Source organism: Bacillus spongiae (genome assembly GCF_037120725.1).
GTDB classification, from domain to species: domain Bacteria; phylum Bacillota; class Bacilli; order Bacillales; family Bacillaceae_K; genus Bacillus_CI; species Bacillus_CI spongiae.
Window position 1 is genome coordinate 18,758 of the sequence record NZ_JBBAXC010000006.1, and the last position, 24,195, is coordinate 42,952.

The window sequence follows — 24,195 nt, forward strand, 5'->3', positions numbered from 1 at the left end:
TCGTAATGGATGAACCGTATGAGTGAGAAGTGAGAAGGAATAACTGGGTAAGAATTCATTATAATTCACTTTAATACATTGCAACAATACAACTCTATTAAATCGGTAAATTAAAGGGTGAGAATAGTAGTGAAAAAATATAAAATACCGTTACAAATTTTTGCTATCCTGCTTTTGCTTTCGTCTTTGACGATTACACCGTTGGCATGGATTGGGTTTACAGTTGTTTTAATTGGTGTGTACCAATCTCTTCAAAATAGAGTTGGGAATGGAACCTATAAGTACCCAAGAATATTTATTATAACGGGATTTCTTTTTAGCTCTATCATGGCAATAACGTTTGTTCAAGCAGATGAGGAGACGGAAAAGGCAGAAGAAAGAGTTGATAAAGAAAAGGAAGTTGCGTCTGAAGAAACGACAGTGGAAGATAAAGAACAACAAGATCTCATTAAATTATATGGCTTAGAGGAAGTTACGGTAAGTCAGGTAGTTGACGGTGACACAGTGGAGCTAAACGATGGACGAATAGTTAGATTAGTAGGGGTCAATACCCCTGAATCAACAATTAGGACTGAAGAGTACGGAAAGGAAGCTAGTAAATATACTCAAGATAAATTAACCGGTAAAAAAGTTTGGATGCAACGAGATGTATCAGAAAAAGACAGCTATCACCGTTTATTAAGAATTATATGGTTAGACATTCCAACTGATGATATGGATGAAGATGAAATTAGAAAGAAAATGTTCAATGCTGATTTAGTGATTAATGGGTATGCTGAACCATCTACATATCAACCAGATGTTAAGTATAGTGATTGGTTTGTTAAGCTTGCTCGTGAAGCACGAAATAAAGAAACGGGTTTATGGGCGTTCGGCAAAAATGGGACAACTAAGGGTGATTTAGATACGGAAGTTGATGAATGACCTAGACAAAGTAGTGAAACTACGTCATCAGAAGGTGAAGAAAATAATAGCTCTACATCTACAGTAACAGAATCATACAAAAACTGTACTGAAATGAGAAAAGTATATCCTAGTGGTGTTGCTGCGGATCATCCAGCTTACGAATCTAAACACGACAGAGATAAAGATGGCTGGGCATGTGAAAAATAAAGGATTGAGATAATCAAAAAAGGGAGGAAATGTAGTTATGAATGGTTCTTATTAAAGTGACTTGATTAATGTATGAGGAACAATTATGAATAAACCTAAAAAATAATCATAAGAGAAGAAACCATTTGATTATCAATTATCCTTATTAAAATGGTTTCTTTTATTTGGGAAGTAAACCAAACCCCCGGCGAGTAATCAGGTTATCTATAATCATAGCCACCTTTGTTTATTAGTTTTGTCAATACCCCCTGCTCCTTAACTACTATCGCTTCTTCTGTACTCATTCCTTGAATCTCATAGATTATAGAACCTTTTTGAAATTCATTTGAGAATACTTCCCCTTTTCTTGCATTTACCTCTTGATCAGAGTAGCTTGTAACTTTACCGATTGATTCACCCACATCCTGTTCTTTAACAATATCACTCGTCACTGCATATAAATCCTTCTGCCAAACAATAAAACTAGACTTCCAATCTTTGCTAGAAGAATTACTTTGAGTGCAGCTCACAATCATTATTAGAACTGACAGAAATGAAAAAACAGCAATTGATTTTTTCAACTAGTCTTCCTCCATTCTATTAAAATATGGATATCGGTTAAATTGTCATTAGTATTATCTGTTTAAATGTATTATAAACCGCAAGCAAGTTGGTTCCAATACCTCAGATAGTTTTAGGCATTGGTACAACGATGGTACTGTAAGTAAAATAATAATAGAACGTTGTTTATTCTCAACAGTCGAAACCTATGTTAAATTGATATTATCAGGATTTTCCAAATAAATAACTGCGTTGTTCAAGAAAAGGCAATATTAATTAACAAAAATCGAACAAACAAAATCAAAAGTCCTTAAATGTTGGAGGTGATTGAATGTATGAAACACGATGGTCTACTAATGATGAAATTACTATAATGGTAGATTTTTGGTGCAAAATGGCAAGTGAAATGGGAGAAAACGATGGAATTCCAAAACCTGATTTACTGAGGATTGAAGAGGTTAAGAACTTGTTTATTAGTGAATCTGAATTAGGTAATTTAAAATTCAGAGTTGCCGTAGATAGCAATGATAATATTGTTGCTTGTGCAGGAGGGCTAATTAGAACGGGGTATTCCTACCCGCTTGCTGAAAAACCTAGTCTTTTCGGTCGGGTGATTTCAGTATATACATTAAAGAAGCATCGTAATAATGGATTAGCCTATAAATTAGTAGATGAAATTTGTTTATGGCTTAAAGATAAAGGGGCAAAACGAGCAAGGTTGTGGTCAAGTTCGACAGGGAGAAAGGTTTATGAAAATCTCGGATTTAAAAATATGTTGGATATGTCAAAGTCACTTTCTTAAATGGAAGTTCTCTTAATTTCACTAGAGAAATCAACAATATTATTTAACATAGCCAATATGAAAAACAAACGGAATAAGCAGGGGAAATTCTTTCCCCCGAAATGGAAAGGTATGTTAGTTGAGTTTTATAGAGCATAAGAAGTTAACTGCTCTTAAATAGTCGCTCTCCATTAATGATGAAGTTGTCTTTCTCAGATGATAGCAATGAAAATACACAAGTGTTACGTAATAGATTGTTGTCATCTACACTTACGCTATCATTACGAAGTATACCCTCCAAGTGGTAACCCAATCGTTCTGGAATCCTTCGTGAAGCAAGGTTTTGATCATCGCAGCGAATTTCTATTCGGTTAGCCTTGAAGAAATCCAATGCAAAAAGAGTTAGGCGGTGAACAGCTTCGGCCATATACCCTTTTCCACTATACCTTGTATCAATCCAGTACCCAATCTCAACTTTAGGAATCTCCCAGTCACAGCGGTGAAAACCGGTGGAACCAATAAAGTTGTCATCACTCTTTCGGAAAATATGTAGTCTAATATCTTCGCGGCTAATAAAAGCGCTATAAGATTTCCTTATATTTTCCTCGACCTCTTCAAGAGGTTGCTCTTTTTTTGCAAAAGGAAGCCACTTTTTTAGTTCAGGAGCTGAATGGATAATAGCATCATGGACAATTGGACCATCACCTGGTAAACACGGTCGAATATACAATCGATTCGATTCTATTTTGTCAGGGAAATCAAGAAGAATAGGATTCATATCAATTCACTCCTTGTGTGTTTGTATTTTCGTCATATTATATAAGGAAACTCGTGGAATAATCAACCATATTCTCTAGTTTTTCACTGTAATATTTGTACACTTGAATTCATATAATCTAGTAATTGATTTCAAGGAGGTACTCTAATGTACAAACAAATCGCAGCCAATAATCCTATAATGATCCATTTGAAAACGTACTCCTCAATCTATTTTTTCATCATAACGCTATTTATGATGGGCGTTATTTTTGGTGCAATTGTTGTCAACTCCCTTTCTTTCACACAGAAAGAGGATTTAGATTTTTATTTAAGTCAATTTTTTGGTCAAATGGCGGATGGAGAAGTTGCTGCTTCAGAAGATTTATTTCGTCAAAGTTTTTTTCATAATTTAAAATATATCGGTTTATTATGGGTGCTAGGCATTTCAATTATCGGACTTCCGTTGATTTTTATATTTTTGTTTATGAAGGGGATGGTCATCGGCTTTTCCATTGGTTTTCTTGTCGATCAGATGGAATGGCATGGTTTTCTTCTATCTTTTGTATCTGTTCTTCCACAAAATTTAATCATTATTCCTGTCTTTATTGTTATTGCGGTTTTAGCAGTGGGTATTACTATGCAACTAATCCGTAAATTGTTTACTCAGCGCACGACAAATATTCAAATTTTGCCGTTGTTTTCAAAATATATTTTAGCATTCGTCATAGCCATCATCGTTATTTCTGTTGCAGCCGGAATAGAAGCATACTTATCCCCATCATTAATGAAGAGCGTCCTCACAGTTAATTGAAAATCGACTATTTACACTTAATAATAATTATAAACAACTGTTTAGAATAATTTTATTTTCCTTCTTTGTCCCTTTTTGTTATAATAATTAGGAGAGTGACGAGGGAGGTTGAAATAGATGGAAAGCCGTATAGATCGAATAAAAAAACAACTACATTCTGCCAGTTATAAATTGACGCCACAGCGAGAAGCGACGGTAAGAGTCCTTCTGGAAAATGAAGAAGATCACCTAAGTGCAGAAGATGTATACCTCCTCGTTAAAGAAAAATCTCCAGAAATCGGATTAGCAACAGTGTATCGCACCTTAGAATTATTAACCGAATTGAAAATTGTTGATAAAATTAACTTTGGAGACGGTGTATCTAGATATGATTTAAGGCAAGAAGGTGCTGCGCACTTTCATCACCATTTAGTATGTATTGAATGTGGTTCCGTTGATGAAATACAAGATGACCTTTTAGAAGATGTTGAGGCAATTGTGGAGAGGGATTGGCATTTTAAAATAAAAGATCATCGTTTAACTTTCCACGGTATTTGTTCTCGCTGCCAAGAAAAAAATAAAGAATAGTAAAGAAAGGGGCATGACGGATTCGTCATGCCCCTTTCTTTATTATTGGTTGTTTTCCAAAGATTGTTGTTTTTTGAAGAAAATTAAGTATAATTTAATAAATATTGGATATGTAAGGGAGATGTGTTTTGTGGTAAAGAACTTACCCTTTCTATTTTCATTATTATTGATAGGTAATAGTACTTTAGTAATAACTCAGGTTACAATGTTACCAGAGCTGTTACATTGGGTTTTGGTTACAATTGCTCTTATTCTTAACATTTGGAGTGTAATAGGTTTAATTTTGCACGTTGGAATTCAAAAGCTTAGTAAAAATTGAAATGATATTAACTTTCTTAGAACACAAAAGAAGCTGGAGTAGTGTCCGGTTTCTTTTTTAGTGATTAAATAGATATTTATTTCTATAGAATTTCACAAATATGAAAGAGGTTTATATTTTAGTTTATTAATTCTTAGTTATTCTCATTTGGTAATCTAATCATGTAATTCATGGTTTTGTTCAACAATACGATCAAGTGTTTTTTCTGATCCTTCTAATGTTCCGAAACAACTTTCTTCCATCTCATTTATTTTCAATTTCATCCCATACCCCATACATTGACATCAAATGTTTCCTCATTTTATTCTCTGTGAACAACCCAAATGCTGTACAAAGGCAAAACACCTTTTCCTATTAATTCTGCAACTGTATTGACCGTTATAATTTCCATTATATCTCGATCCTAATTCCTTGATTTTACTACTATTTTCACTTTACTATCGAAAACAAAATTGATGTAAAAAAAATTTAGCCTTATTTTTTGATCAAACTACCATCTGTTTTTTTTCTTTCAAAGGTATAAAAACGTCCTAAAACGTCATAGCTTGTAATAATAAGAAAGGATGGAAACGGGGAAGCAAGCGTAAGATAATTTGCTGAGTAAAATGTAGTAGTCCTGTAACTCTACGATACCCTTTCTTCCATTTTTACAAAGGGGACATGAGCTATGAAAGAAATGGTGATAATGCTATGGAAAATGTTAAAGGTATTTATTCTTTTTACAGGCTCCACCATCCTGTTCTACTATGGTATGATGTGGATAAATGAAGAATATGAAAATTATCATCGATACGATCAACCACAGGGAGCAGCTGTGAAGGTTTTCCAGCCCATTCATCAAGGACAATTTCCTTTTCTTGATCGATTGATACTTTTTTATAGAGAAGGGGAATGAGATTGTGGAGGATAGACTAAGGGATTTTATTCACTTTTTAATTGTTGAGAAAGGATTATCACAGAATACAGTTGTTTCATATGAACGTGATTTAAAAAATTATTTGAAATTTATTCGAAACATAGAAGATGTAACCATCTTAAATCAAATTTCCCGAATGAATATCGTCCAATTTTTAAAATTTTTATCAGAACAAGGGAAGTCATCTAAAACACTTGCTCGCCATATTGCTTCAATACGATCATTTCATCAGTTTTTACTGCGCGAAAAAGTAACCGATCAAGACCCATCTGTCCATCTTGAGACTCCTCAACTAGAGAGGAAGCTACCGAAAATTCTCAGTTTAGAAGAAGTAGAAGCCTTACTTGAAACACCAGAACAGTCTACCCCAATAGGAAAGAGAGATAAAGGAATGCTTGAAATTCTTTATGCAACGGGTATGCGTGTAAGTGAGTTGATTTCTTTAAATATGGACGATGTTCATTTAACAATGGGGTTCGTACGATGTATAGGGAAAGGAAATAAAGAAAGGATTATCCCACTTGGAAGTAAAGCAATTGAAGTGTTGACCACTTATTTGGAAACGGGACGACCGAAGTTAAGGAAACCTAAATATAATACGGATGCACTCTTTTTAAACCATCATGGAAACCGATTAACTCGCCAAGGCTTTTGGAAGATTTTAAAAGGGTTAGCGACTAAGGCGAATATCGAGAAAGAATTAACTCCTCATACATTGAGGCATTCTTTTGCCACTCATTTACTTGAAAATGGAGCTGATTTACGAGCTGTCCAAGAAATGCTAGGACATGCTGATATATCGACAACACAAATTTATACACATGTGACGAAAACAAGGCTTAAAGAGGTCTATTCAAAGTTCCATCCACGAGCATAATGCATATAGATTAATAGTTTTATAGAATTGTCACAGGTTTGTAAACGGTTTAGCTTGTTTAAAATGAAAAGAAGATTTACAATAGAGCAGAGGTCAGACTTCTGACAAATTATTTATTTGATTACCAGCTAATTTTCAGGGTAAATTAACTCAAAGAATGTACATGAAAATTAGTTACGAGGGAGGAAAAACAATGAAGGATTTTACATATAAACGAATCCATTTAATGGTTATGGATTCAGTTGGGATTGGAGAAGCACCGGATGCAGCGAAGTTTAATGATGAGGGAGCAGATACATTAGGGCATATCGCCGAACATATGAATGGTTTAAAGATGCCGAATTTAGGAAAGCTAGGTCTTTCAAATATTCGTGAAATTAAAGGGATTCAAAAAGAGGACAAACCATTAGCGTATTTTACCAAAATGGAAGAGGCTTCTGTTGGAAAAGATACAATGACGGGTCATTGGGAAATTATGGGTCTAAACATCCATCAACCATTTAAAGTGTATCCCGAAGGTTTTCCGAAGGCATTACTGGACGAACTAGAAGAAAGAACAGGCCGTAAAATTATTGGAAATAAACCGGCAAGTGGGACAGCTATATTAGATGAATTAGGTGAAGAACATATGAAGACAGGTGCTTTAATTGTTTATACATCTGCTGACCCAGTTCTTCAAATTGCTGCACATGAAGAAGTAGTTCCATTAGAAGAATTATATGAAATCTGTAAAATTGCACGCGAAATTACGAATAAAGAAGAATTTCTAGTAGGCCGTGTAATTGCTCGTCCGTTTATCGGAGAGCCAGGTGATTTTAAGCGCACAGCAAATCGCCATGATTATGCATTGAAGCCATTTGAGCGGACTGTTATGAATGAAATGAAGGACGAAGGTTTAGATGTAATAGCAATTGGAAAAATTTCTGACATCTTTAACGGAGAAGGTGTAACGGAATCGATTCGAACCAAATCCAATAAAGATGGAATGGATCAAACCATTTCTGTGTTTGATAAAGAATTTACCGGGTTAAGCTTTTTAAACCTTGTTGATTTTGATGCTTTGTTTGGGCACAGACGTGACCCGCAGGGCTACGGTGAGTCATTAGAAGAATTTGATGCTAGACTTCCAGAAGTGTTCGAGAAAATGACAGACGATGATCTTTTGATTATTACAGCTGACCACGGAAATGATCCAGTTGCACCAGGAACGGACCATACGCGTGAATATGTTCCATTATTAGCCTATTCTCCAAGGATGCAAGAAGGAAAAGAACTACCAATTCGCAAAACATTTGCTGATATAGGCGCAACGGTTGCGGATAATTTTAATGTGAAGATGCCTCAGTTTGGTACAAGTTTCTTAAAGGATTTAACGTAAGGAGGAACAGGAAATGAACATTGAAAAGATAAAAAATGCAACAACATATTTAGAAAATAAAACATCTGTCAAACCGACAATTGGGTTAATTTTAGGGTCAGGATTAGGTGTTTTAGCTGATGAAATTGAAAATGCTGTCAAAATCCCTTATAACGAAATTCCTGATTTTCCTGTTTCTACAGTAGAAGGGCATGCAGGACAATTAGTATTTGGTGAATTATCCGGAAAGCAAGTTGTAGCTATGCAAGGTCGCTTTCATTATTACGAAGGGTATTCCTTTGAACAAGTAACGTTTCCTGTTCGTGTAATGAAACAACTTGGGGTTGAAACAATGATTGTCACGAATGCTGCTGGTGGTGTAAATGAAAGCTTTGAAGCTGGTGACTTAATGATTATTACTGATCATATTAACAATATGGGAGGAAATCCACTTATCGGTCCAAATGATAAAACATTAGGAGACAGATTCCCAGATATGTCGGAAGCGTATACAAAATCTCTTCAACAGCTTGCAAGAGATGTCGCAGGACGAATCTCTTTAAATATTAAAGAGGGTGTGTATTTTGGTAATACTGGGCCGATTTATGAAACGCCAGCTGAAGTTCGTCTTGCGCGTATTTTAGGGGGAGATGCTGTAGGGATGTCAACCGTTCCTGAAGTTATTGTTGCTCGTCATGGTGGAATGAAGGTTTTAGGAATTTCCTGTATTTCAAATATGGCTGCAGGTATATTAGATCAACCGTTAACACACGATGAGGTAATCGAAACAACAGAAAAAGTTCGTAGCAATTTCTTAACATACGTAAAAGAAATTGTAAAATCTATCTAAAACAGGTGATAACTAATGAGAATGGTCGATTTGATTGAGAAGAAACGTGATGGTGGAGAACTTTCAACAGAAGAAATCCAATTTATTATTGATGGGTATACAGAAGGAACAATTCCAGATTATCAAGTAAGTGCTCTTACGATGGCGATTTTCTTCCAAGGAATGAGTGAACAAGAACGTGCGAATTTAACAATGTCAATGGTGGAGTCAGGAGATCAAATAGATCTTTCAGACATTAACGGTATTAAAGTAGATAAGCACTCGACTGGTGGAGTTGGAGATACGACAACACTTGTACTCGGGCCACTCGTTGCAGCAGTTGGTGTACCTGTAGCAAAAATGAGTGGACGTGGATTAGGACATACAGGTGGAACAATCGATAAACTAGAGGCAGTTGACGGCTTCCATGTTGAGATTGAAAAAGAGGACTTTATTCGTTTAGTCAATGAAAATAAAATTGCTGTAATAGGGCAAAGTGGTAATTTAACACCTGCTGATAAAAAGCTATATGCTCTGCGTGATGTCACAGCAACGGTTAATAGTATTCCATTGATAGCTTCTTCCATAATGAGTAAAAAGATTGCTGCTGGAGCGGATGCAATTGTATTGGATGTTAAGACAGGTGCTGGGGCTTTCATGAAAAGCCTTGAGGACTCTCGTGAATTAGCATCTGCGATGGTGAGTATCGGAAATAACGTGGGCCGAAAAACGATGGCTGTTATTTCAGATATGAGTCAACCACTTGGTTACATGATAGGAAATGCGCTTGAAGTGAAAGAAGCGATTGACACTCTAAAAGGAGAGGGTCCTGAAGATTTAACGGAACTATGTTTAACCCTCGGTAGTCATATGGTGTATTTAGCTGAACAAGCAAGTACTCTTTCAGAAGCTAGAGAAATGCTCATTAAAGCGATGAATGACGGTAGCGCGTTAAAAGCATTTAAAGTCTTTTTAGAATCCCAAGGTGGCAATGGTTCACTTGTAGATCAACCGGAAAAGCTTCCGCAAGCTAAATATAAAATAGATCTTCCAGCAAAAGAGGCAGGTTTCGTATCAGAAATTGTGGCGGATGAAGTAGGAACAGCTGCTATGCTGCTTGGAGCTGGTAGAGCTACTAAAGAATCGATTATCGATTTAGCAGTAGGGTTAGAATTGAAGAAGAAGATCGGTGATGAAGTAATGAAAGGGGAAGCTCTTGTCACGATTTATAGTAACCAGGAAGATATCGAAGAAGTTAAACAGAAATTGTATGAGAATATATCGGTTACAAAAGAAAAAGTGTCAGCCCCAACGTTAATTCACGAAGAAATTACATTGTAAAAGGGTATGCCTGTGATGATTATCATCACAGGTTTTTTTTATGTACCGATTACTAAGCTTCTACTTGTCGTCTAGTCTAAAAGATGGCCGCATTCTCCTATTTCTACCGCTTACCAGTACATAAGCCCTTCACATGACATTTTGATGAACCATAAGTGTATTTCATTAAGCATAAGCCAAAGAATTGTCCCTTAGGCTTAAGGAATTCATCAGTTTTCAGTTAATGAAATCTCTATTAATCTGTATAAAAAAAATAGAAGTGGAAAGAATGGGGCTAGTAACTGTATTAGAGTGAATGGAGGCAATTGAATGAAGTACGTAATGACCCTATTAATGATATCGTTTTTAAGTTTAAGTTTATGGGTACCTTTTCCATCTGCACAGGAAGAAAAATCAGAGATTGCCAAGGTAGCCAAGTCAGCGGTATTGATTGAAAGAGATACTGGGACAGTACTATATGAAAAAAATAGTCATGAACAACTTGCACCAGCGTCAATGACAAAAATTATGACGATGATTCTCATTATGGAGGCAATTGAAAGAGGGCAAATCAAATGGGAAGATAAAGTTAGGACAAGTGAATATGCTGCAAGTATGGGAGGATCGCAAATCTTTTTAGAGCCAGGCGAAGAAATGACAGTAAAGAAAATGCTTGAAGGGATAGCGATTGGCTCTGCAAATGACGCATCTGTGGCAATGGCGGAATTTATAGCTGGAAGTGAAGAGAACTTTGTAAAAATCATGAATGAAAAAGTTGCTACTCTAGGCTTGAAGGATACTAAATTCCAAAATCCAACTGGTTTACCTGCAGACGATCATTATAGTTCCTCACACGATATGGCCATGATGGCAAAAGAGTTACTCAAATATCCTGAAATAACTAATTTTACAGGAACATATGAATCTTATTTACGAGAAAATACAGAAAAAAAGTTTTGGCTTGTTAACACAAATAAACTCGTTCGTTTTTATGACGGGGTCGATGGGTTAAAAACGGGTTTTACAAGCGAAGCAAAATATTGCTTAACGGCAACGGCGAAAAAAGGCAATATGCGAGTGATTGCGGTTGTATTCGGTGTTCCTACTCCGAAAGAGAGAAATGCTGAAGTAACCAAAATGCTGGATTATGCTTTTAATCAATATACGACCCACCCTCTTTATGAAAAAAATACAGAATTAATGAAAGCTGATATATCAAAAGGTGAGAAAAAAATAGTCAGTGCTTTAACTAGTGAGTCAATTTCCGTGCTGACTAAAAAGGGCGAGAAGGTAGACGATGTTAAGGAAACGGTCACAATGGAAAAGTTAAAGGCACCAGTAAAAAAAGGTGATGTTATAGGTACATTAACCATAAAGAAGGATGGAAAAGTATTAAGTGAATCTGCCCTAGTGGCAAAATCCGATGTAGATGAAGCGAGCTGGTGGCAATTATTCAAACGATCATTTGGCATGTTTTCGAAAATAAATTAAATACATGTGCGATTATTAAGCATCAGAATCTCTTGTGTGTCGTTAGGGAAAAATGGCGAAATTCTTCTACTTTTGTCTTTAAGAAGGAAAAGGAAAGAACAGCGTAGAATAGACTCACTATACGAAGAAAAGGGGGCTTTCGAATAGTGAGTCTAACGATTGATTTTGATGTAAAAGGAAGTGCTTCGAATATTTTGTTAATTCGATTAAGTGGGGAACTTGATCATCATACGGCTGCTACTCTTAGAGAGCAGGCTACAAACTTAATTGAAGAACATCGAATCACCCACATCGTTCTAAACCTTGAGAACTTAACGTTTATGGATAGTTCTGGTCTTGGTGTTATTTTAGGTCGATATAAACAAATTAAGCAACAAAATGGAGAAATGGTTGTATGCGCAATCTCTCCTTCCGTTAAGAGATTATTTGATCTGTCAGGCTTATTTAAAATTATTCGAATGGAGCCTTCAGAAGAAAATGCTTTACAACGATTGGGGGTAGCGTGAATGAGAAATGAGATGAGTCTACAATTTTGTGCTCTTAGTCAAAATGAATCATTTGCACGTATTACGGTAGCAGCATTTATTGCACAACTTGATCCAACGATGGACGAATTAACTGAGATTAAAACTGTGATTTCTGAAGCAGTTACTAATTCAATTATTCATGGATATGATAATAACCCTGCAGGGATTGTTTATATTTCTGTTCGGTTAGAAGATGGAATGGTCGATGTGATGATCCGTGATGAAGGAGTAGGAATTGCTAATGTTGAAGAAGCGCGTCAGCCACTTTTTACGACAAAACCTGATTTAGAGCGTTCAGGTATGGGGTTTACGATCATGGAGAATTTTATGGACGAAGTGGAAATTGAATCGCAACCAGGAAAAGGCACCGTAGTCCGAATAAAGAAATTATTGGCAAAAAGTAATGCGATATTCAATTAAGGAGTCGTGCCTATGGATGTGGAGGTTAAATCTACTAAGCAACCGTATTTAAAGGACGAAGAAGTCAAAGAGCTCATTAAACGAAGTCAAGATGGAGATCAAGAAGCGAGAGATGTAATTGTTCAAAAAAACATGAGGCTTGTATGGTCTGTTGTACAACGTTTTTTGAATCGAGGGTATGAACCAGACGACTTATTTCAAATTGGTTCCATCGGATTGTTAAAATCTGTAGATAAGTTTGACTTATCTTATGATGTTAAATTTTCAACTTACGCAGTTCCGATGATAATTGGAGAAATCCAGCGTTTTATTCGAGACGATGGGACAGTGAAAGTAAGTCGTTCATTAAAAGAAACTGGTAATAAAATACGTCGAGCAAAAGAAGAACTCTCCAAAAAGCTAAATCGAATCCCAACCATTAATGAGTTGGCAGATCACTTGGAACTTTCTCCTGAGGAAATAGTAATGGCTCAAGAAGCAAGTCGAGCACCGTCTTCAATTCATGAAACAGTGTACGAAAATGATGGCGATCCTATTACGTTACTTGATCAAATTTCTGATCAAAATGAAACAAAGTGGTTCGATAAAATTGCTTTAAAAGAAGCGATTCGTGAGTTGGACGAAAGAGAGCGGTTGATTGTTTATTTACGCTATTATAAAGATCAAACACAGTCTGAGGTTGCTGAACGACTAGGTATATCTCAAGTGCAAGTATCAAGATTAGAGAAAAAAATATTACAAAATATGAAAGAACGCATGGATCAAACATAGATCAATGCGTTTTTTTTATGGATTGATGATTAACATTTATTGGATTGATGAAAAAAATGTCTATGTTCCATACTATCTATAGAGAAAGGTAAATCATGTATAGGAAGTGAAACAGATGGAAGAAGCGATTTATATCCGTTTGCGTCACAGGGTTCAAGTGAGCGTGAATCGTCCTATCTTTGTGGGGCAAATAGCTCAAATTATTGCGCCGGACAATTATTTATCGGAGATTGAACAGTTAGAGGTTCATAATGTTACCTCTAAGGATAATAATATGATTGTCATTGACGTCATGAAAGTGATCAAGCTCATCACTTCTGCTTATAAAAGTGTGGATATCCAAACAATAGGGCCCTCACAGGTCATTGTAGAAGTCATCTATGAAAAGAAGAAGATGTCTATACCCTTTTTTGTTCTTGTTTGGTTATTACTATTTATTGGCGCTGCGCTGGCTATCATGAATTTTCATGAAGATGTCAGCATGATGGCTGTTCATAAAAACCTATACAAAGTCATAACAGGAGAAGAAAAAGACAAACCATTATTATTGCAAATTCCATATTCAATTGGCTTAGGTTTAGGGATGATTTTGTTTTTTAATCATGTGTTCCGAAAACGACTTAATGAAGAGCCTAGCCCACTAGAAGTTGAAATGTTTAATTATCAACAAGATCTAGATCAGTATGTCATCATGAATGAGAATAAGGAAAGTGTAAAGAATTTAAATGACCATTAGTGTTTTAGTCGTAATAGCAGTGGGGCTTGCTGGTGGATTGGCAGTCGGTTCAGGGTTCGTAGCCTTTTTAACCGTTCTTGGAATCATTCCAAGATTAACACAACTGACAAAAACAATGAAAATGATTCATTCGTACGAACTAGCCATTATCGTTGGAGCACTAATTGGTGGTTGGTTTAGTTTAAGCCCGCCGTCCTTGCATTTATCACGTTTTGTCTTAATCTTTATTGGTCTGTTTTCAGGCGTTTTTATTGGGATGCTGGCAGCTGCACTGACAGAGGTGTTGAATGTTCTTCCCATTTTAGCAAAGCGCATTGGAGTAGATGACCGAATTGTTCTTCTGTTAATGGCAATTGTATTTGGTAAAATTATTGGTTCATTATTTCACTGGATCTATTATGTTGACCTATAACAAGTAAAGAAGGGAACAACATCATGAATCAAAAACGGAATGTGATAATTATTACAGATGGAGATGATTATGCCCGAAAAGTAGTGGAGCTGATTGCAAAAGAAATGGGCGGACGCTGTATTTCGGAGTCACATGGAAATCCGTCAGTATTATCAGGGGAAAGAATTGTGTCTCTCATTATGAAAGCCCCAAATGATCCTGTTTTTGTGATGTTTGATGATAGTGGCTACTTAGGGGAAGGAAGTGGTGAACGAGCGTTAAAATATGTAGCAAAGCACGAAGGGGTCAATGTTTTAGGTGTGATAGCAGTAGCCTCTAAAACGCGACAGGCAGAATGGACGAGGGTCTCCGTTTGTGTGGATCGTGATGGTCAATTAACACCATTTGGTGTAGATAAGTTTGGTATTCCTGAAATGGAAATGGGTCGGATTAATGGTGATACAGTTTATAGTATAGATGAATTAAATATTCCAATTGTTGTTGGAATTGGTGACATTGGTAAAATGGCAAGAAAGGATCATGTAAAAATAGGAGCTCCTATTACAAAGAAGGCTGTTCAAATCATCTTAGAGAGGAGTGGATTCAATGCCTAAAAATGATTTATCAAGAGCCACTTTGATTCCTAGTAAATTAACGGATTTTGAAGAGATTATGAAACAAAGGGTAGGACTAGGGACTAGTTTTGATTTAGGTGTTCGTAGATTAAAATTAGTGAAAAAACCAGTACATATATATTATGTAAATGGATTATGTGATACAGGCTTTATCATTCAAATTATGGAAGAACTTGTAGAAATTAATGATAATGAGACGTTTTCAAATAAATTATATGAGATTGTCCAAAACAGACTAGTTCATCAGTCTGTAGAACCTGTTGAAACGGTAGATGAAGTAGTCGACCAAGTATTGTCGGGGCTCATTGCCTTATTAGTAGAAGGTGAAAAGAAGGCCTTGATTGTTGATGTCCGCAGTTATCCTTGTCGTACCCCTCAAGAGCCTGATACAGAAAAGGTAGTACGTGGTTCTCGTGATGGGTATGTAGAGAATATTATTGTTAATACAGCTTTAACTAGAAGAAGAATTAGGGACGAGCGTCTTCGCTTTGAAATGATTAAAGTAGGAGAGCGTTCGAAAACGGATATAGCTATTGCTTATATAGAGGATGTCGCAAATCCAAATTTAGTAAATGTTCTTAAGAAGGAATTGCAGAATATAAAAATTGATGGATTAACAATGTCGGATAAATCCGTAGAAGAGTTTATAGTGAAGCAAGGGTTTAATCCGTATCCACTCGTACGATATACGGAGAGGGCTGACGTTGGGGCTACTCATTTATTAGAAGGGCATGTGCTGATAATTGTTGATACTTCACCTAGCGTGATCATAACACCTACTACTTTTTTTCATCATGTTCAACATGCGGAAGAATATCGTCAATCTCCCGCGGTCGGAACCTATGTCCGTTGGGTACGGTTTATCGGTATATTGGCTTCAATATTCTTTATTCCTTTATGGTTTACAATGGTATTAGACCCTTCCTTATTACCTGATGCTATTTCATTTGTAGGGCCAGATAAAAAATCAAACATTCCTGTTATTCTTCAATTATTCATTGCGGATATAGGGATTGAGTTTTTAAGGATTGCTGCGATTCATACACCTACGCCATTATCCACTGCCATGGGTTTAATTGCGGCAGTGTTAATGGGGCAAATTGCCATTGATGTTGGATTATTTGTACCTGAGGTCATCCTATATGTCGCCGTAGCAGCGATTGGAACTTTTGCTACACCTAGCTATGAGCTAGGAATAGCGAATAAAATGGCACGATTGATCTTATTGGCTGTAGTAGCAATATTTGGTGTACCGGGCTTACTCATTGGGTCGTCGCTTTTTATTCTTTTTTTAATCAGAATTCGCTCATTGGATACCCCTTATTTATGGCCGTTCATACCATTTAATCCAAGTGCATTTATGCAAATTCTTGTTCGCCAATCTGTTCCGGGAACGAAAATCAGACCAAGTATTGTGCAACCTCGTAATCGTTACAAACAGCCGAGTAATTCATAGGAATGTTTTGTTGCACAGTTTAGTGATCTTATGATACATTATCTCTTAATTACTAAAGGCATAATGTTGTAAGGGGAGAGAAAATGGAGCATCAAACAAGACATTTTAATGGTACAACAACTGTAAATGAGAAAGGCCACCTTGAAATTGGTGGGGTAGATGTGTTAATGCTAGCAAAGGAATATGGTACACCTTTATTTGTGTATGATGTCGAGCTAATTCGTGAGCGATCACGCGGTTTTAAGGCGACGTTTGACAAGTTAGGCGTAACTTCACAAGTTGCTTATGCTAGTAAAGCATTTTCAAGCGTAGGAATGTTTCAATTAATAAAAGAAGAGGGATTATCCTTAGATGTAGTTTCAAGTGGGGAACTATATACTGCTCTTGCAGCAGATTTCCCAGTTGAGAGAATCCATTTTCATGGTAATAATAAAAGTGAACATGAATTAAGAATGGCTCTTGAACATAAGGTTGGTTGTATCGTAGTGGATAATTTTTATGAATTACAGCTTTTGGAACGTTTATGTGTAGAATATAATCAACAAATGGAGATACTCATTCGGGTAACGCCAGGGATTGAAGCCCATACTCATGATTATATATTAACAGGCCAGGAAGACTCGAAATTTGGCTTTGACCTTCAAAATGGACAGGCAGAAAGTGCTATGAAAATGGCGATTTCATCTTCTCACCTACAACCCATCGGTTTACACTGCCATATTGGATCGCAAATATTCGATACAACTGGTTTTGTCTTAGCCGCTCAAAAAATCATGGGAAAGCTATTAGAATGGAAAAATGCTTTTGACTATGAACCTGCGGTACTAAATCTTGGTGGTGGCTTTGGAATTCGATATACGGATGAAGATGACCCAATAACACCAGCTGAATATGTACATGAAATTGTAACAGAAGTGATTAATCAGTCGGAAAAGCTTGGTTTAACAATGCCAGAAATATGGATTGAGCCTGGGCGTTCATTAGTTGGAGACGCTGGTACAACTCTATATACAACAGGTTCAACGAAAGAAGTTCCGAATGTTCGTAAATATGTAAGTGTTGATGGTGGAATGAGTGATAATCTACGTCCAGCACTGTATGATGCGAAATATGAAGCAGTCATTGCGAATCGTATGAATGACAAGGAGCAAGAAAAGGTTTCGATTGCAGGAAAATGCTGTGAATCTGGTGACATGCTTATTTGGGATATCGAATTACCAGAAGCAGCCGCTGGTGATATTTTAGCAGTGTTTTGTACGGGAGCATATGGTTATTCCATGTCCAATAACTATAATCGAATACCAAGGCCTGCTGTGGTTTTCGTTGAAAACGGAGAAGCTTCATTGATTGTACGAAGAGAAAGCTATGAAGACCTTGTGAAATTAGATGTTTTTTAATGTAGAATAGTACTTCAAAGCTGTTGAAATTCAACAGCTTTTTTTAGTAATACTTTGAAAAGTGAAGTGTGCTAGTAGAGTCCATTTATTGTACAATCGTATTTCTTGTTTGCACGATGGTAGAAAAAGTTCTACAATATACCGAGAATGATTTTTCCGAGGTGCTCATGATGAAAAAAGAAAATATTATTTTATATTTATCACTTGTTCTATTTGCCATTGGTTGGGGAGTAATCTATTGGATATTTTTTGCCAATAATTAGACGGACAGCTTGAACATTTCCCTTTTATTTAGTAAGATTATAACGATTCATGACGATAATGCTTAACAGCTTGAAAAAGGTATTTTAAAATGGTGAAGGAGTCATTATGCTTATACGTTATAATAAAGCATTCGAAAAGATTGCAATGGGCTTGCTTTCTTTTATGCCAAAAGAAAAAGATTTAAAAAAACTTCAAGAAACGATAAAGTTATATGAAACTGAAAAAAAATGGCGATTATTTCTTTGGAAAGAGGAAGAGGATGTAATTGGACTTGTTGGTGTACAACTATTTGGAGAAAGCTCAATAGAGGTGCAGCATATTTCGGTAAACCCTTCTCACCGGTTTGAAGGGGTTGGAACTCAGATGATAAAAGCATTGCATGAATACTATGCTGACTATGAAATAGGGCCAAATAAAGATACTGAGAGCTTCTACAAGCAATGTGAATTATAGAAGAATAATTTGTATGGCTAGAGATAAGAAATACTCTAGCCATTTTTATTTTTAAGAGCTTTTTCTCTTGCTGAAATGACATCTGAACGGTCACGTAATTGATGCTTGTGAACAATCAAGGAATTGGATAAATCGCTTTCTTGTCTCCACCTATATCCATAAGAATCACATAAATTTATACAGGTACGTATTAAATCTTCATCAATTAGTGGGATATTAATGCTTTGATAAGGCTTATGCTCGTTAATACGTTTCATTTGATCATGTAAAATTGATAAAAAACGATCTTTTTCAACACCAAGTGTTGCTAATTTTTGATCATTTAGCTGTAAATTAGTCATCCCCTTCATAAGTGTACGTTGCGCTCCATTTAGATTGTTGCGACGGTAATGATACATGGCCACTGCCACTTGAATAAAACCAACCCAAATAGAGGCTCGATTTGTACTATCTACTTTTTTCCAATATTCCTCCAGCACTTCATGACATTCGAAATAATCTCGATTTCCGTGGAAATAGACTAAGTATTGAATGAACTCTTTAGGGATATTCATATGTTCCTCCTTGATAATCACTCGACAGTTTCCTATAGTGTATTATAGGATGAACAAATTTACTATTGTATTTCTTCGAATTTAATAAAAGGGATTAAAAAGTGAAATAGTAAAATTTTTATTGGAGAATGACGCCTTATCTACTATACTAGTAAATATCCTAAAAGAGACAAAGTTTAGATTGGTGATGAAATGGAATACAAAGTGAAGATTGATGCATTTGAAGGCCCTCTTGATCTTCTTCTTCATTTAATTAACTCATTAGAAATCGATATATATGATATTCCTATGGCTGAAATTACAGAACAGTATTTACTTTACGTTCATACTATGCAAGAACTACAACTCGATATCGTAAGTGAATATTTAGTAATGGCAGCAACGTTATTAGCGATTAAAAGTAAAATGCTTCTTCCAGCGCATGAAGAAGAGGACTTTGATAATGAATTTGAATTTATGGAAGAGGATCCACGGGATGAATTAGTAGAAAGATTAATTGAATATCGTAAGTATAAGGAAGCGGCAGAAGATTTGAAACAAAAAGAAGAAGAGAGAGGGCAGATATTTACAAAACCTCCTCTAGACCTATCATCCTATGCCGATGAACAGCCTAAAGATTTAGTTGCACAAAATGTTACGATCTATGACATGCTTGGAGCATTTAATAAATTATTGCGGAGGAAAAAACTACAAAAACCCCTCTCGACTAGAATAACAAAACAAGAGATTCCGATTGAAAGAAGGATGGAAGAAGTACTTGAAAAACTTCAATTGAAAAAGGGAGTAACAAGTTTTTCGGAATTATTTGAGTATCAATCAAAGGGACATGTTGTTGTTACTTTTTTAGCCATTTTAGAATTAATGAAACGAAATGAGATTATTGTCGAGCAAAGCGAGAACTTTGAAAATATTTTCTTACAACCTAGAGAAGGGGGAAAACTCCATGAACCTCATTAATTGGACAGGCATATTAGAGAGTCTTCTATTTGCCGCAGGGGATGAAGGGTTATCCCTAAAACAGATTTGCACAGTATTAGAGATAGAAGAGTTTCAAGGAAAAGAAATTATTACGAATTTAAAAAGTGAATATCAATCTGATGAAAAGCGAGGGTTAACTCTCGTTGAGATTGCTGATACGTATCAACTTGCTACTAAAAAAGATCATGCGATGTATATAAAAAAACTGGTCGAATCTCCAAACATGACCTCTCTAACTCAAGCTGCATTGGAGACACTCGCCATTATTGCCTATAAGCAACCTATTACACGAGTAGAAGTAGAGGATATTCGGGGAGTCAAAACGGAACGGCCGATTCAAACACTGTCTTCTAAGGGGTTAGTAAAAGAGGTGGGAAGAGCAGAAGGAACAGGTAGAGCGATTCTTTATGGTACGACAAGAGAATTTCTAGACTACTTTGGATTGAAGGATTTAGAGGAACTTCCACCACTACCTGACACTATTCAAGATGAATCGTTGGAAGAGGCAGACCTTTTCTTTGAAAAATTTCAAGAATCACTAGATACGGAAACATAAAGTTATGCTAAGATGAAAAAAGAAAGCTTCATAAGAAGCTTTTTCTTTATAAGATGGATATTCAGAATGTTTCGTTAATAGAATGAGAGTGGATTGAACCTAAACTGTATGGAGGGATCCTTTGTGGGTAATTTAATGGTCAAAACTCAAGTAGAAGAAGTGAAAGTATTTCTAGACAGTAGTGTTAAAACGTTGGAATGTTATTTAAATGATATTACCATTTCTTCATTGTTAAGTGAAAAAGAAGGGGATAAAGCTTATTATAAAGGGATTATTTCTAATCTTCGCAGACTATTGGTGTATTGTGAGGAAGGGTTAGATGCATGTGTCATTGTCGCTCAGAACACATCGTTTAATAAAGCAGCAGCTGAAAAAACGCTTTATAAAATTTATCATCAATGTATTGATGAGTTTTTTGCTCCGAAATATGACCTTTGGTATGAAGATAGTCGTGCCGCGTACACAGGAAAAAATGCGATTTCATTCCGGGAAGAGGTTCCAAGAAGCATACAGTTGCTCATCGCGCAGCTTGAAGAAAAATTTCAACATATTCGAGAAGAATTAGAGTACTATGAAACGGATTATCGCACTAAAATGATGCAATCAAAAGGTTAAATCCATTCCTGCTCATTACTTAATTTATTGAGTATATTAAAGGGGGAGTGCAATGTTTAAAGAATTCGTAGTTCAAATTCGGAATTGGAGAGTAGAGCTACAAAATTGGATGGTCACTCATGAACAAAATTGGTTAGATGCTGACATAGCTATATTAGATAAAAGTTTAAAGCAATGTGAGCACCGTACACCAAATAAAGATGACATCACAAATCTTCAAGCAGTTGCAACCTTAATTAATCAAAAAATCATGAGCTTTGTAAGTAATCGGGAGCATAGTGGAGAGAATAAAAGGAAGCCATATATTGTCCCCATTGGTGGTCATACCCTTCCTCCTCTTCCATATGAGTATAGTGCGCTTGAGCCATATATTTCAACAGAAATTATGAGACTTCATCATGATATACATCACCTTTCATACGTTAACGGCTTGAATAATGCGGAGAAGGAGTTAGAGAAATCAAGGAAAGTCGGGGATTTTTCTCTAATTAAACATTGGGAAAGGGAACTGGCTTTCCACGGTTCAGGCCATTACTTACATTCAATTTTTTGGGAAGTAATGAGTCCGTATGGTGGCGGAACTCCTGGTGACCCGTTGTTATCAGCCATAAACGAATCTTTTAAAAACTATGCTGCATTTAAACAACAATTTTCGCCTGCTGCCAATGCAGTAGAAGGTGTAGGTTGGGCTTTGTTAGTTTGGTCTCCTAGAACGAGACGATTAGAAATCCTTCAGTCAGAACGACATATGCTATTAACTCAATGGGATACAATACCATTATTAGTTCTAGATGTATGGGAACATGCTTATTATCTACAATATAAAAATGTACGCAAAGATTATGTAGAGAATTGGTGGAATCTTGTTAATTGGAAAGAAGTTGAGAAACGATATAAGATGGCGAAGGAACTGACTTGGCAACCTTATTAACACGAGAACTGAATGCATTTGGCATTCAGTTTTTTTATTATTCATAAGTAACCTTGTCCTGCATACACTTGTACAAAGCCAACTGTAAAAGGTGTAAAGGAGACGAGAGTTTGAATGAGACGTCTATTATGGTCGATGTTACTCACTATCTTTCTGGTAGGGACACTCAGTTTTCCCGTTAATGCACAGCCAGGAGTATCCGCTCATGGCGCTATTCTAATGGAACAAGAAAGTGGACGGGTTTTATATGAGAAGAATGCTCATCAACAAATGAGAATAGCAAGTATAACCAAAATTATGACCGCCATTTTGGCGATAGAATCGAATAAGTTAGAGGACATCGTAAAAATCAGTAAGGAAGCAACTTTAACAGAAGGTTCCTCTATTTATTTGAAACCAGGGGAAGAAATCTCTCTTGAACATCTTGTGTATGGGTTGATGCTTCGATCAGGGAATGATTCTGCTGTAGCCATTTCAGAGCATGTCGGGGGAAGTTTGGATGGGTTTGTTTATTTAATGAATGAAAAAGCAGCAGAAATAGGCATGACAAACACTCATTTTGCTAATCCTCACGGACTGGATGATCATGAGGATCACTATTCGACCGCATATGATATGGCCTTATTAATGAAGTATGCGATGAACAATAAAGCCTTCCAAAAGATATCGGGAACTGAGGTTCATAAAGCGCCAGATCCTGAAAGCCAGTGGAGCAGAACATGGCATAATAAAAACCGTTTGCTCACTCAGCTTTATGAATACTGCACTGGAGGAAAGACAGGCTATACGAAACGAGCAAAGCGAACACTTGTTACAACGGCGTCCAAAAATGATGAAAACCTTATTTCTGTTACCTTAAATGGTCCAGATGACTGGAATGATCATATTTCAATGTATGAATACGGTTTTCAGCAATACGATCTTTTTGAATTAGCGGAAAAAGGGAAAAAAATAGCTGTGAAAGAGGAAATATATAAAGGACATGTTTATTTAAAAGAGGAAGTCCTTGTTCCGTTATCAAAAAAAGAACAAAAGGAGGTACGCGTAGAATATAAGCTTCTGACACCAAAAGCAGAGTGGGAAAGTACAGGGATACCTAATGTGATTGGAAAAGCTAACTATTACGTTGGAAAGCAGTTATTTAGATCTGTACCGATCTATTATGAAAGTACTTCGCCTAAAGAGCCATGGTGGAAAATATGGAAGCATCTTTTTACGATTGCTATTGGTGTGAACCCAAATGGTTAACATTATATGGGTAGCGATGTTTATCATCGGTATTGTTTTTGCCATAATCAATGGAAGAATGGAGGAAGTGAACAAAGCGATCTTTACATCTGCGAATGAAGCCGTGACGCTTTCAATCGGATTAATAAGTGTTCTTGTTTTTTGGCTGGGCATCATGCGGATTGCACAGGATGCTGGCTTACTTGAAAAATTGGCAAAGCTCTTTAAACCACTTGTCATTCGGCTTTTTCCAGATGTACCGCCAGAACATCCGGCAATGGGGTATATCTTATCTAATATGATGGCCAATCTTTTTGGATTAGGGAATGCAGCTACTCCGTTAGGGATCAAAGCAATGAAGGAATTAAAAAAATTAAATCACAATAAAGATGAGGCAAGTCGGTCCATGATTACCTTTTTGGCCATTTGTACGTCAAGTTTAACGCTTATACCGACTTTGGTCATTGGGATACGAATGAAATATGAATCTGCTTCACCTACTGAAATTGTAGGGCCGTCAATAATCGCTACCGCTATTTCTACGACAAGTGCTATTTTAATTGATCGTTATTTTTACTATAAACGAAAGCGGAAGGGAGGTTAA

The 24,195-nt window shown here is 36.3% G+C and carries 28 protein-coding genes and 2 pseudogenes; 27 read left to right on the forward strand and 3 right to left on the reverse strand.

All coding sequences use genetic code 11. The annotated features are described in order from the left end of the window. The first annotated feature begins 129 nt into the window (after positions 1 to 129). Together WAK64_RS08565 and WAK64_RS08570 are read left to right on the forward strand one after the other, a co-directional pair. Positions 130 to 924, forward strand: a complete 795-nt coding sequence (locus WAK64_RS08565; RefSeq protein ID WP_336586548.1) for a thermonuclease family protein — start codon at positions 130 to 132, stop codon at positions 922 to 924. An 87-nt stretch (positions 925 to 1,011) separates the two neighbouring features. Continuing rightward, positions 1,012 to 1,113 (forward strand): annotated as a pseudogene (locus WAK64_RS08570) (excalibur calcium-binding domain-containing protein); the annotation flags it as partial. Positions 1,114 to 1,313: 200 nt separating this feature from the next. Here WAK64_RS08570 and WAK64_RS08575 read toward each other — a convergent pair. Next, positions 1,314 to 1,673: a hypothetical protein gene (locus tag WAK64_RS08575; RefSeq protein ID WP_336586549.1), complete on the reverse strand. Its 360-nt coding sequence runs from the start codon at positions 1,671 to 1,673 to the stop codon at positions 1,314 to 1,316. An 84-nt stretch (positions 1,674 to 1,757) separates the two neighbouring features. On the opposite strand from WAK64_RS08575, the pseudogene WAK64_RS08580 reads away from it, so the two are divergent. Next, a pseudogene (locus tag WAK64_RS08580) lies at positions 1,758 to 1,896 on the forward strand (IS1595 family transposase); the annotation flags it as partial. Positions 1,897 to 1,984: 88 nt separating this feature from the next. Then, positions 1,985 to 2,455 (forward strand): GNAT family N-acetyltransferase, encoded by a 471-nt coding sequence (locus tag WAK64_RS08585; RefSeq protein WP_336586550.1) that lies wholly within the window; start codon positions 1,985 to 1,987, stop codon positions 2,453 to 2,455. Positions 2,456 to 2,597: 142 nt separating this feature from the next. Here the strand turns inward: WAK64_RS08585 and WAK64_RS08590 are convergent, their stop codons facing one another. Further along, positions 2,598 to 3,212 carry a GNAT family N-acetyltransferase gene (locus WAK64_RS08590; protein ID WP_336586551.1) on the reverse strand — a complete coding sequence of 205 codons (615 nt, stop codon included), beginning with the start codon at positions 3,210 to 3,212 and terminating at the stop codon, positions 2,598 to 2,600. 147 nt (positions 3,213 to 3,359) lie between these two features. On the opposite strand from WAK64_RS08590, the gene spoIIM reads away from it, so the two are divergent. The 17 genes from spoIIM (at position 3,360) to WAK64_RS08675 (ending at position 18,730) form a co-directional block, all read left to right on the forward strand. After that, positions 3,360 to 4,004 carry a stage II sporulation protein M gene (gene spoIIM / locus WAK64_RS08595; protein ID WP_336586552.1) on the forward strand — a complete coding sequence of 215 codons (645 nt, stop codon included), beginning with the start codon at positions 3,360 to 3,362 and terminating at the stop codon, positions 4,002 to 4,004. 117 nt (positions 4,005 to 4,121) lie between these two features. Then, on the forward strand, positions 4,122 to 4,571 hold the full coding sequence (gene fur, locus WAK64_RS08600; RefSeq protein ID WP_336586553.1) for a ferric iron uptake transcriptional regulator: 450 nt from the start codon (positions 4,122 to 4,124) through the stop codon (positions 4,569 to 4,571). A 986-nt stretch (positions 4,572 to 5,557) separates the two neighbouring features. Further along, positions 5,558 to 5,785 (forward strand): YqzK family protein, encoded by a 228-nt coding sequence (locus tag WAK64_RS08605; protein ID WP_336586554.1) that lies wholly within the window; start codon positions 5,558 to 5,560, stop codon positions 5,783 to 5,785. Between the two features lie 4 nt (positions 5,786 to 5,789). Continuing rightward, positions 5,790 to 6,683 (forward strand): site-specific tyrosine recombinase XerD, encoded by an 894-nt coding sequence (xerD, locus tag WAK64_RS08610; RefSeq protein ID WP_336586555.1) that lies wholly within the window; start codon positions 5,790 to 5,792, stop codon positions 6,681 to 6,683. 193 nt (positions 6,684 to 6,876) lie between these two features. Beyond that, complete coding sequence (deoB, locus tag WAK64_RS08615; RefSeq protein WP_336586556.1) at positions 6,877 to 8,061, forward strand: phosphopentomutase; 1,185 nt, start codon at positions 6,877 to 6,879, stop codon at positions 8,059 to 8,061. Positions 8,062 to 8,074: 13 nt separating this feature from the next. Further along, complete coding sequence (locus WAK64_RS08620) at positions 8,075 to 8,890, forward strand: purine-nucleoside phosphorylase (RefSeq protein WP_336586557.1); 816 nt, start codon at positions 8,075 to 8,077, stop codon at positions 8,888 to 8,890. A gap of 15 nt (positions 8,891 to 8,905) precedes the next feature. Beyond that, a complete protein-coding gene (locus WAK64_RS08625; protein ID WP_336586558.1) occupies positions 8,906 to 10,210 on the forward strand; it encodes a pyrimidine-nucleoside phosphorylase in 1,305 nt (434 codons plus the stop codon). Between the two features lie 309 nt (positions 10,211 to 10,519). After that, positions 10,520 to 11,680: a D-alanyl-D-alanine carboxypeptidase family protein gene (locus tag WAK64_RS08630; RefSeq protein ID WP_336586559.1), complete on the forward strand. Its 1,161-nt coding sequence runs from the start codon at positions 10,520 to 10,522 to the stop codon at positions 11,678 to 11,680. Between the two features lie 146 nt (positions 11,681 to 11,826). Beyond that, entirely contained in the window at positions 11,827 to 12,186 is a 360-nt protein-coding gene (gene spoIIAA / locus WAK64_RS08635) for an anti-sigma F factor antagonist (RefSeq protein ID WP_336586560.1), read from the forward strand. After that, positions 12,187 to 12,627 carry an anti-sigma F factor gene (spoIIAB, locus tag WAK64_RS08640; RefSeq protein ID WP_336586561.1) on the forward strand — a complete coding sequence of 147 codons (441 nt, stop codon included), beginning with the start codon at positions 12,187 to 12,189 and terminating at the stop codon, positions 12,625 to 12,627. It abuts the gene before it with no gap. Between the two features lie 12 nt (positions 12,628 to 12,639). Next, positions 12,640 to 13,398, forward strand: a complete 759-nt coding sequence (gene sigF / locus WAK64_RS08645; protein ID WP_336586562.1) for an RNA polymerase sporulation sigma factor SigF — start codon at positions 12,640 to 12,642, stop codon at positions 13,396 to 13,398. A gap of 115 nt (positions 13,399 to 13,513) precedes the next feature. Further along, the gene (locus WAK64_RS08650; RefSeq protein ID WP_336586563.1) at positions 13,514 to 14,134 is read left to right on the forward strand and encodes a stage V sporulation protein AA; all 621 of its coding nucleotides are present in this window, start codon (positions 13,514 to 13,516) and stop codon (positions 14,132 to 14,134) included. Then, positions 14,124 to 14,546 (forward strand): stage V sporulation protein AB, encoded by a 423-nt coding sequence (locus tag WAK64_RS08655; RefSeq protein WP_336586564.1) that lies wholly within the window; start codon positions 14,124 to 14,126, stop codon positions 14,544 to 14,546. Before WAK64_RS08650 ends, WAK64_RS08655 begins: the two co-directional genes overlap by 11 nt. Before the next feature lie 23 nt (positions 14,547 to 14,569). Then, positions 14,570 to 15,139, forward strand: a complete 570-nt coding sequence (gene spoVAEA / locus WAK64_RS08660) for a stage V sporulation protein SpoVABEA (protein WP_336586565.1) — start codon at positions 14,570 to 14,572, stop codon at positions 15,137 to 15,139. Beyond that, the gene (locus tag WAK64_RS08665; RefSeq protein WP_336586566.1) at positions 15,132 to 16,616 is read left to right on the forward strand and encodes a spore germination protein; all 1,485 of its coding nucleotides are present in this window, start codon (positions 15,132 to 15,134) and stop codon (positions 16,614 to 16,616) included. Before spoVAEA ends, WAK64_RS08665 begins: the two co-directional genes overlap by 8 nt. 83 nt (positions 16,617 to 16,699) lie before the next feature. Further along, positions 16,700 to 18,013, forward strand: coding sequence for a diaminopimelate decarboxylase (lysA, locus tag WAK64_RS08670; RefSeq protein ID WP_336586567.1), 1,314 nt, complete (start codon positions 16,700 to 16,702; stop codon positions 18,011 to 18,013). A gap of 369 nt (positions 18,014 to 18,382) precedes the next feature. After that, positions 18,383 to 18,730 carry a GNAT family N-acetyltransferase gene (locus WAK64_RS08675; protein ID WP_336586568.1) on the forward strand — a complete coding sequence of 116 codons (348 nt, stop codon included), beginning with the start codon at positions 18,383 to 18,385 and terminating at the stop codon, positions 18,728 to 18,730. A 35-nt stretch (positions 18,731 to 18,765) separates the two neighbouring features. Here WAK64_RS08675 and WAK64_RS08680 read toward each other — a convergent pair whose 3' ends face one another. Beyond that, a complete protein-coding gene (locus tag WAK64_RS08680) occupies positions 18,766 to 19,284 on the reverse strand; it encodes a DUF309 domain-containing protein (RefSeq protein WP_336586569.1) in 519 nt (172 codons plus the stop codon). Between the two features lie 192 nt (positions 19,285 to 19,476). Between WAK64_RS08680 and WAK64_RS08685 the strand changes: the two genes are divergently transcribed. The 6 genes from WAK64_RS08685 to WAK64_RS08710 all read left to right on the forward strand — a co-directional run bounded on the left by WAK64_RS08685 (position 19,477) and on the right by WAK64_RS08710 (position 24,195). Beyond that, positions 19,477 to 20,241, forward strand: coding sequence for a segregation/condensation protein A (locus tag WAK64_RS08685; protein ID WP_336586570.1), 765 nt, complete (start codon positions 19,477 to 19,479; stop codon positions 20,239 to 20,241). Next, the gene (scpB, locus tag WAK64_RS08690; protein WP_336586571.1) at positions 20,228 to 20,818 is read left to right on the forward strand and encodes an SMC-Scp complex subunit ScpB; all 591 of its coding nucleotides are present in this window, start codon (positions 20,228 to 20,230) and stop codon (positions 20,816 to 20,818) included. The genes WAK64_RS08685 and scpB overlap by 14 nt, the downstream gene beginning before the upstream one ends. 123 nt (positions 20,819 to 20,941) lie before the next feature. Next, entirely contained in the window at positions 20,942 to 21,433 is a 492-nt protein-coding gene (locus WAK64_RS08695; RefSeq protein ID WP_336586572.1) for a YpuI family protein, read from the forward strand. Between the two features lie 52 nt (positions 21,434 to 21,485). Continuing rightward, entirely contained in the window at positions 21,486 to 22,364 is an 879-nt protein-coding gene (locus WAK64_RS08700) for a superoxide dismutase (RefSeq protein ID WP_336586573.1), read from the forward strand. Positions 22,365 to 22,478: 114 nt separating this feature from the next. Next, complete coding sequence (locus WAK64_RS08705; RefSeq protein WP_336586574.1) at positions 22,479 to 23,612, forward strand: D-alanyl-D-alanine carboxypeptidase family protein; 1,134 nt, start codon at positions 22,479 to 22,481, stop codon at positions 23,610 to 23,612. Continuing rightward, a complete protein-coding gene (locus tag WAK64_RS08710) occupies positions 23,605 to 24,195 on the forward strand; it encodes a nucleoside recognition domain-containing protein (protein WP_336586575.1) in 591 nt (196 codons plus the stop codon). The genes WAK64_RS08705 and WAK64_RS08710 overlap by 8 nt, the downstream gene beginning before the upstream one ends.

Bases quoted from the DNA above. Each gene is read 5' to 3' on its own strand.
- WAK64_RS08585 (WP_336586550.1), top strand. From the start codon at position 1,985: ATGTATGAAACACGATGGTCTACTAATGATGAAATTACTATAATGGTA.
- WAK64_RS08590 (WP_336586551.1), bottom strand. From the start codon at position 3,212: ATGAATCCTATTCTTCTTGATTTCCCTGACAAAATAGAATCGAATCGA.
- spoIIM (WP_336586552.1), top strand. From the start codon at position 3,360: ATGTACAAACAAATCGCAGCCAATAATCCTATAATGATCCATTTGAAA.
- fur (WP_336586553.1), top strand. From the start codon at position 4,122: ATGGAAAGCCGTATAGATCGAATAAAAAAACAACTACATTCTGCCAGT.
- WAK64_RS08605 (WP_336586554.1), top strand. From the start codon at position 5,558: ATGAAAGAAATGGTGATAATGCTATGGAAAATGTTAAAGGTATTTATT.
- deoB (WP_336586556.1), top strand. From the start codon at position 6,877: ATGAAGGATTTTACATATAAACGAATCCATTTAATGGTTATGGATTCA.
- WAK64_RS08620 (WP_336586557.1), top strand. From the start codon at position 8,075: ATGAACATTGAAAAGATAAAAAATGCAACAACATATTTAGAAAATAAA.
- WAK64_RS08625 (WP_336586558.1), top strand. From the start codon at position 8,906: ATGAGAATGGTCGATTTGATTGAGAAGAAACGTGATGGTGGAGAACTT.
- WAK64_RS08630 (WP_336586559.1), top strand. From the start codon at position 10,520: ATGAAGTACGTAATGACCCTATTAATGATATCGTTTTTAAGTTTAAGT.
- spoIIAB (WP_336586561.1), top strand. From the start codon at position 12,187: ATGAGAAATGAGATGAGTCTACAATTTTGTGCTCTTAGTCAAAATGAA.
- sigF (WP_336586562.1), top strand. From the start codon at position 12,640: ATGGATGTGGAGGTTAAATCTACTAAGCAACCGTATTTAAAGGACGAA.
- WAK64_RS08650 (WP_336586563.1), top strand. From the start codon at position 13,514: ATGGAAGAAGCGATTTATATCCGTTTGCGTCACAGGGTTCAAGTGAGC.
- WAK64_RS08655 (WP_336586564.1), top strand. From the start codon at position 14,124: ATGACCATTAGTGTTTTAGTCGTAATAGCAGTGGGGCTTGCTGGTGGA.
- spoVAEA (WP_336586565.1), top strand. From the start codon at position 14,570: ATGAATCAAAAACGGAATGTGATAATTATTACAGATGGAGATGATTAT.
- WAK64_RS08665 (WP_336586566.1), top strand. From the start codon at position 15,132: ATGCCTAAAAATGATTTATCAAGAGCCACTTTGATTCCTAGTAAATTA.
- lysA (WP_336586567.1), top strand. From the start codon at position 16,700: ATGGAGCATCAAACAAGACATTTTAATGGTACAACAACTGTAAATGAG.
- WAK64_RS08675 (WP_336586568.1), top strand. From the start codon at position 18,383: ATGCTTATACGTTATAATAAAGCATTCGAAAAGATTGCAATGGGCTTG.
- WAK64_RS08680 (WP_336586569.1), bottom strand. From the start codon at position 19,284: ATGAATATCCCTAAAGAGTTCATTCAATACTTAGTCTATTTCCACGGA.
- WAK64_RS08685 (WP_336586570.1), top strand. From the start codon at position 19,477: ATGGAATACAAAGTGAAGATTGATGCATTTGAAGGCCCTCTTGATCTT.
- scpB (WP_336586571.1), top strand. From the start codon at position 20,228: ATGAACCTCATTAATTGGACAGGCATATTAGAGAGTCTTCTATTTGCC.
- WAK64_RS08700 (WP_336586573.1), top strand. From the start codon at position 21,486: ATGTTTAAAGAATTCGTAGTTCAAATTCGGAATTGGAGAGTAGAGCTA.
- WAK64_RS08705 (WP_336586574.1), top strand. From the start codon at position 22,479: ATGAGACGTCTATTATGGTCGATGTTACTCACTATCTTTCTGGTAGGG.
- WAK64_RS08710 (WP_336586575.1), top strand. From the start codon at position 23,605: ATGGTTAACATTATATGGGTAGCGATGTTTATCATCGGTATTGTTTTT.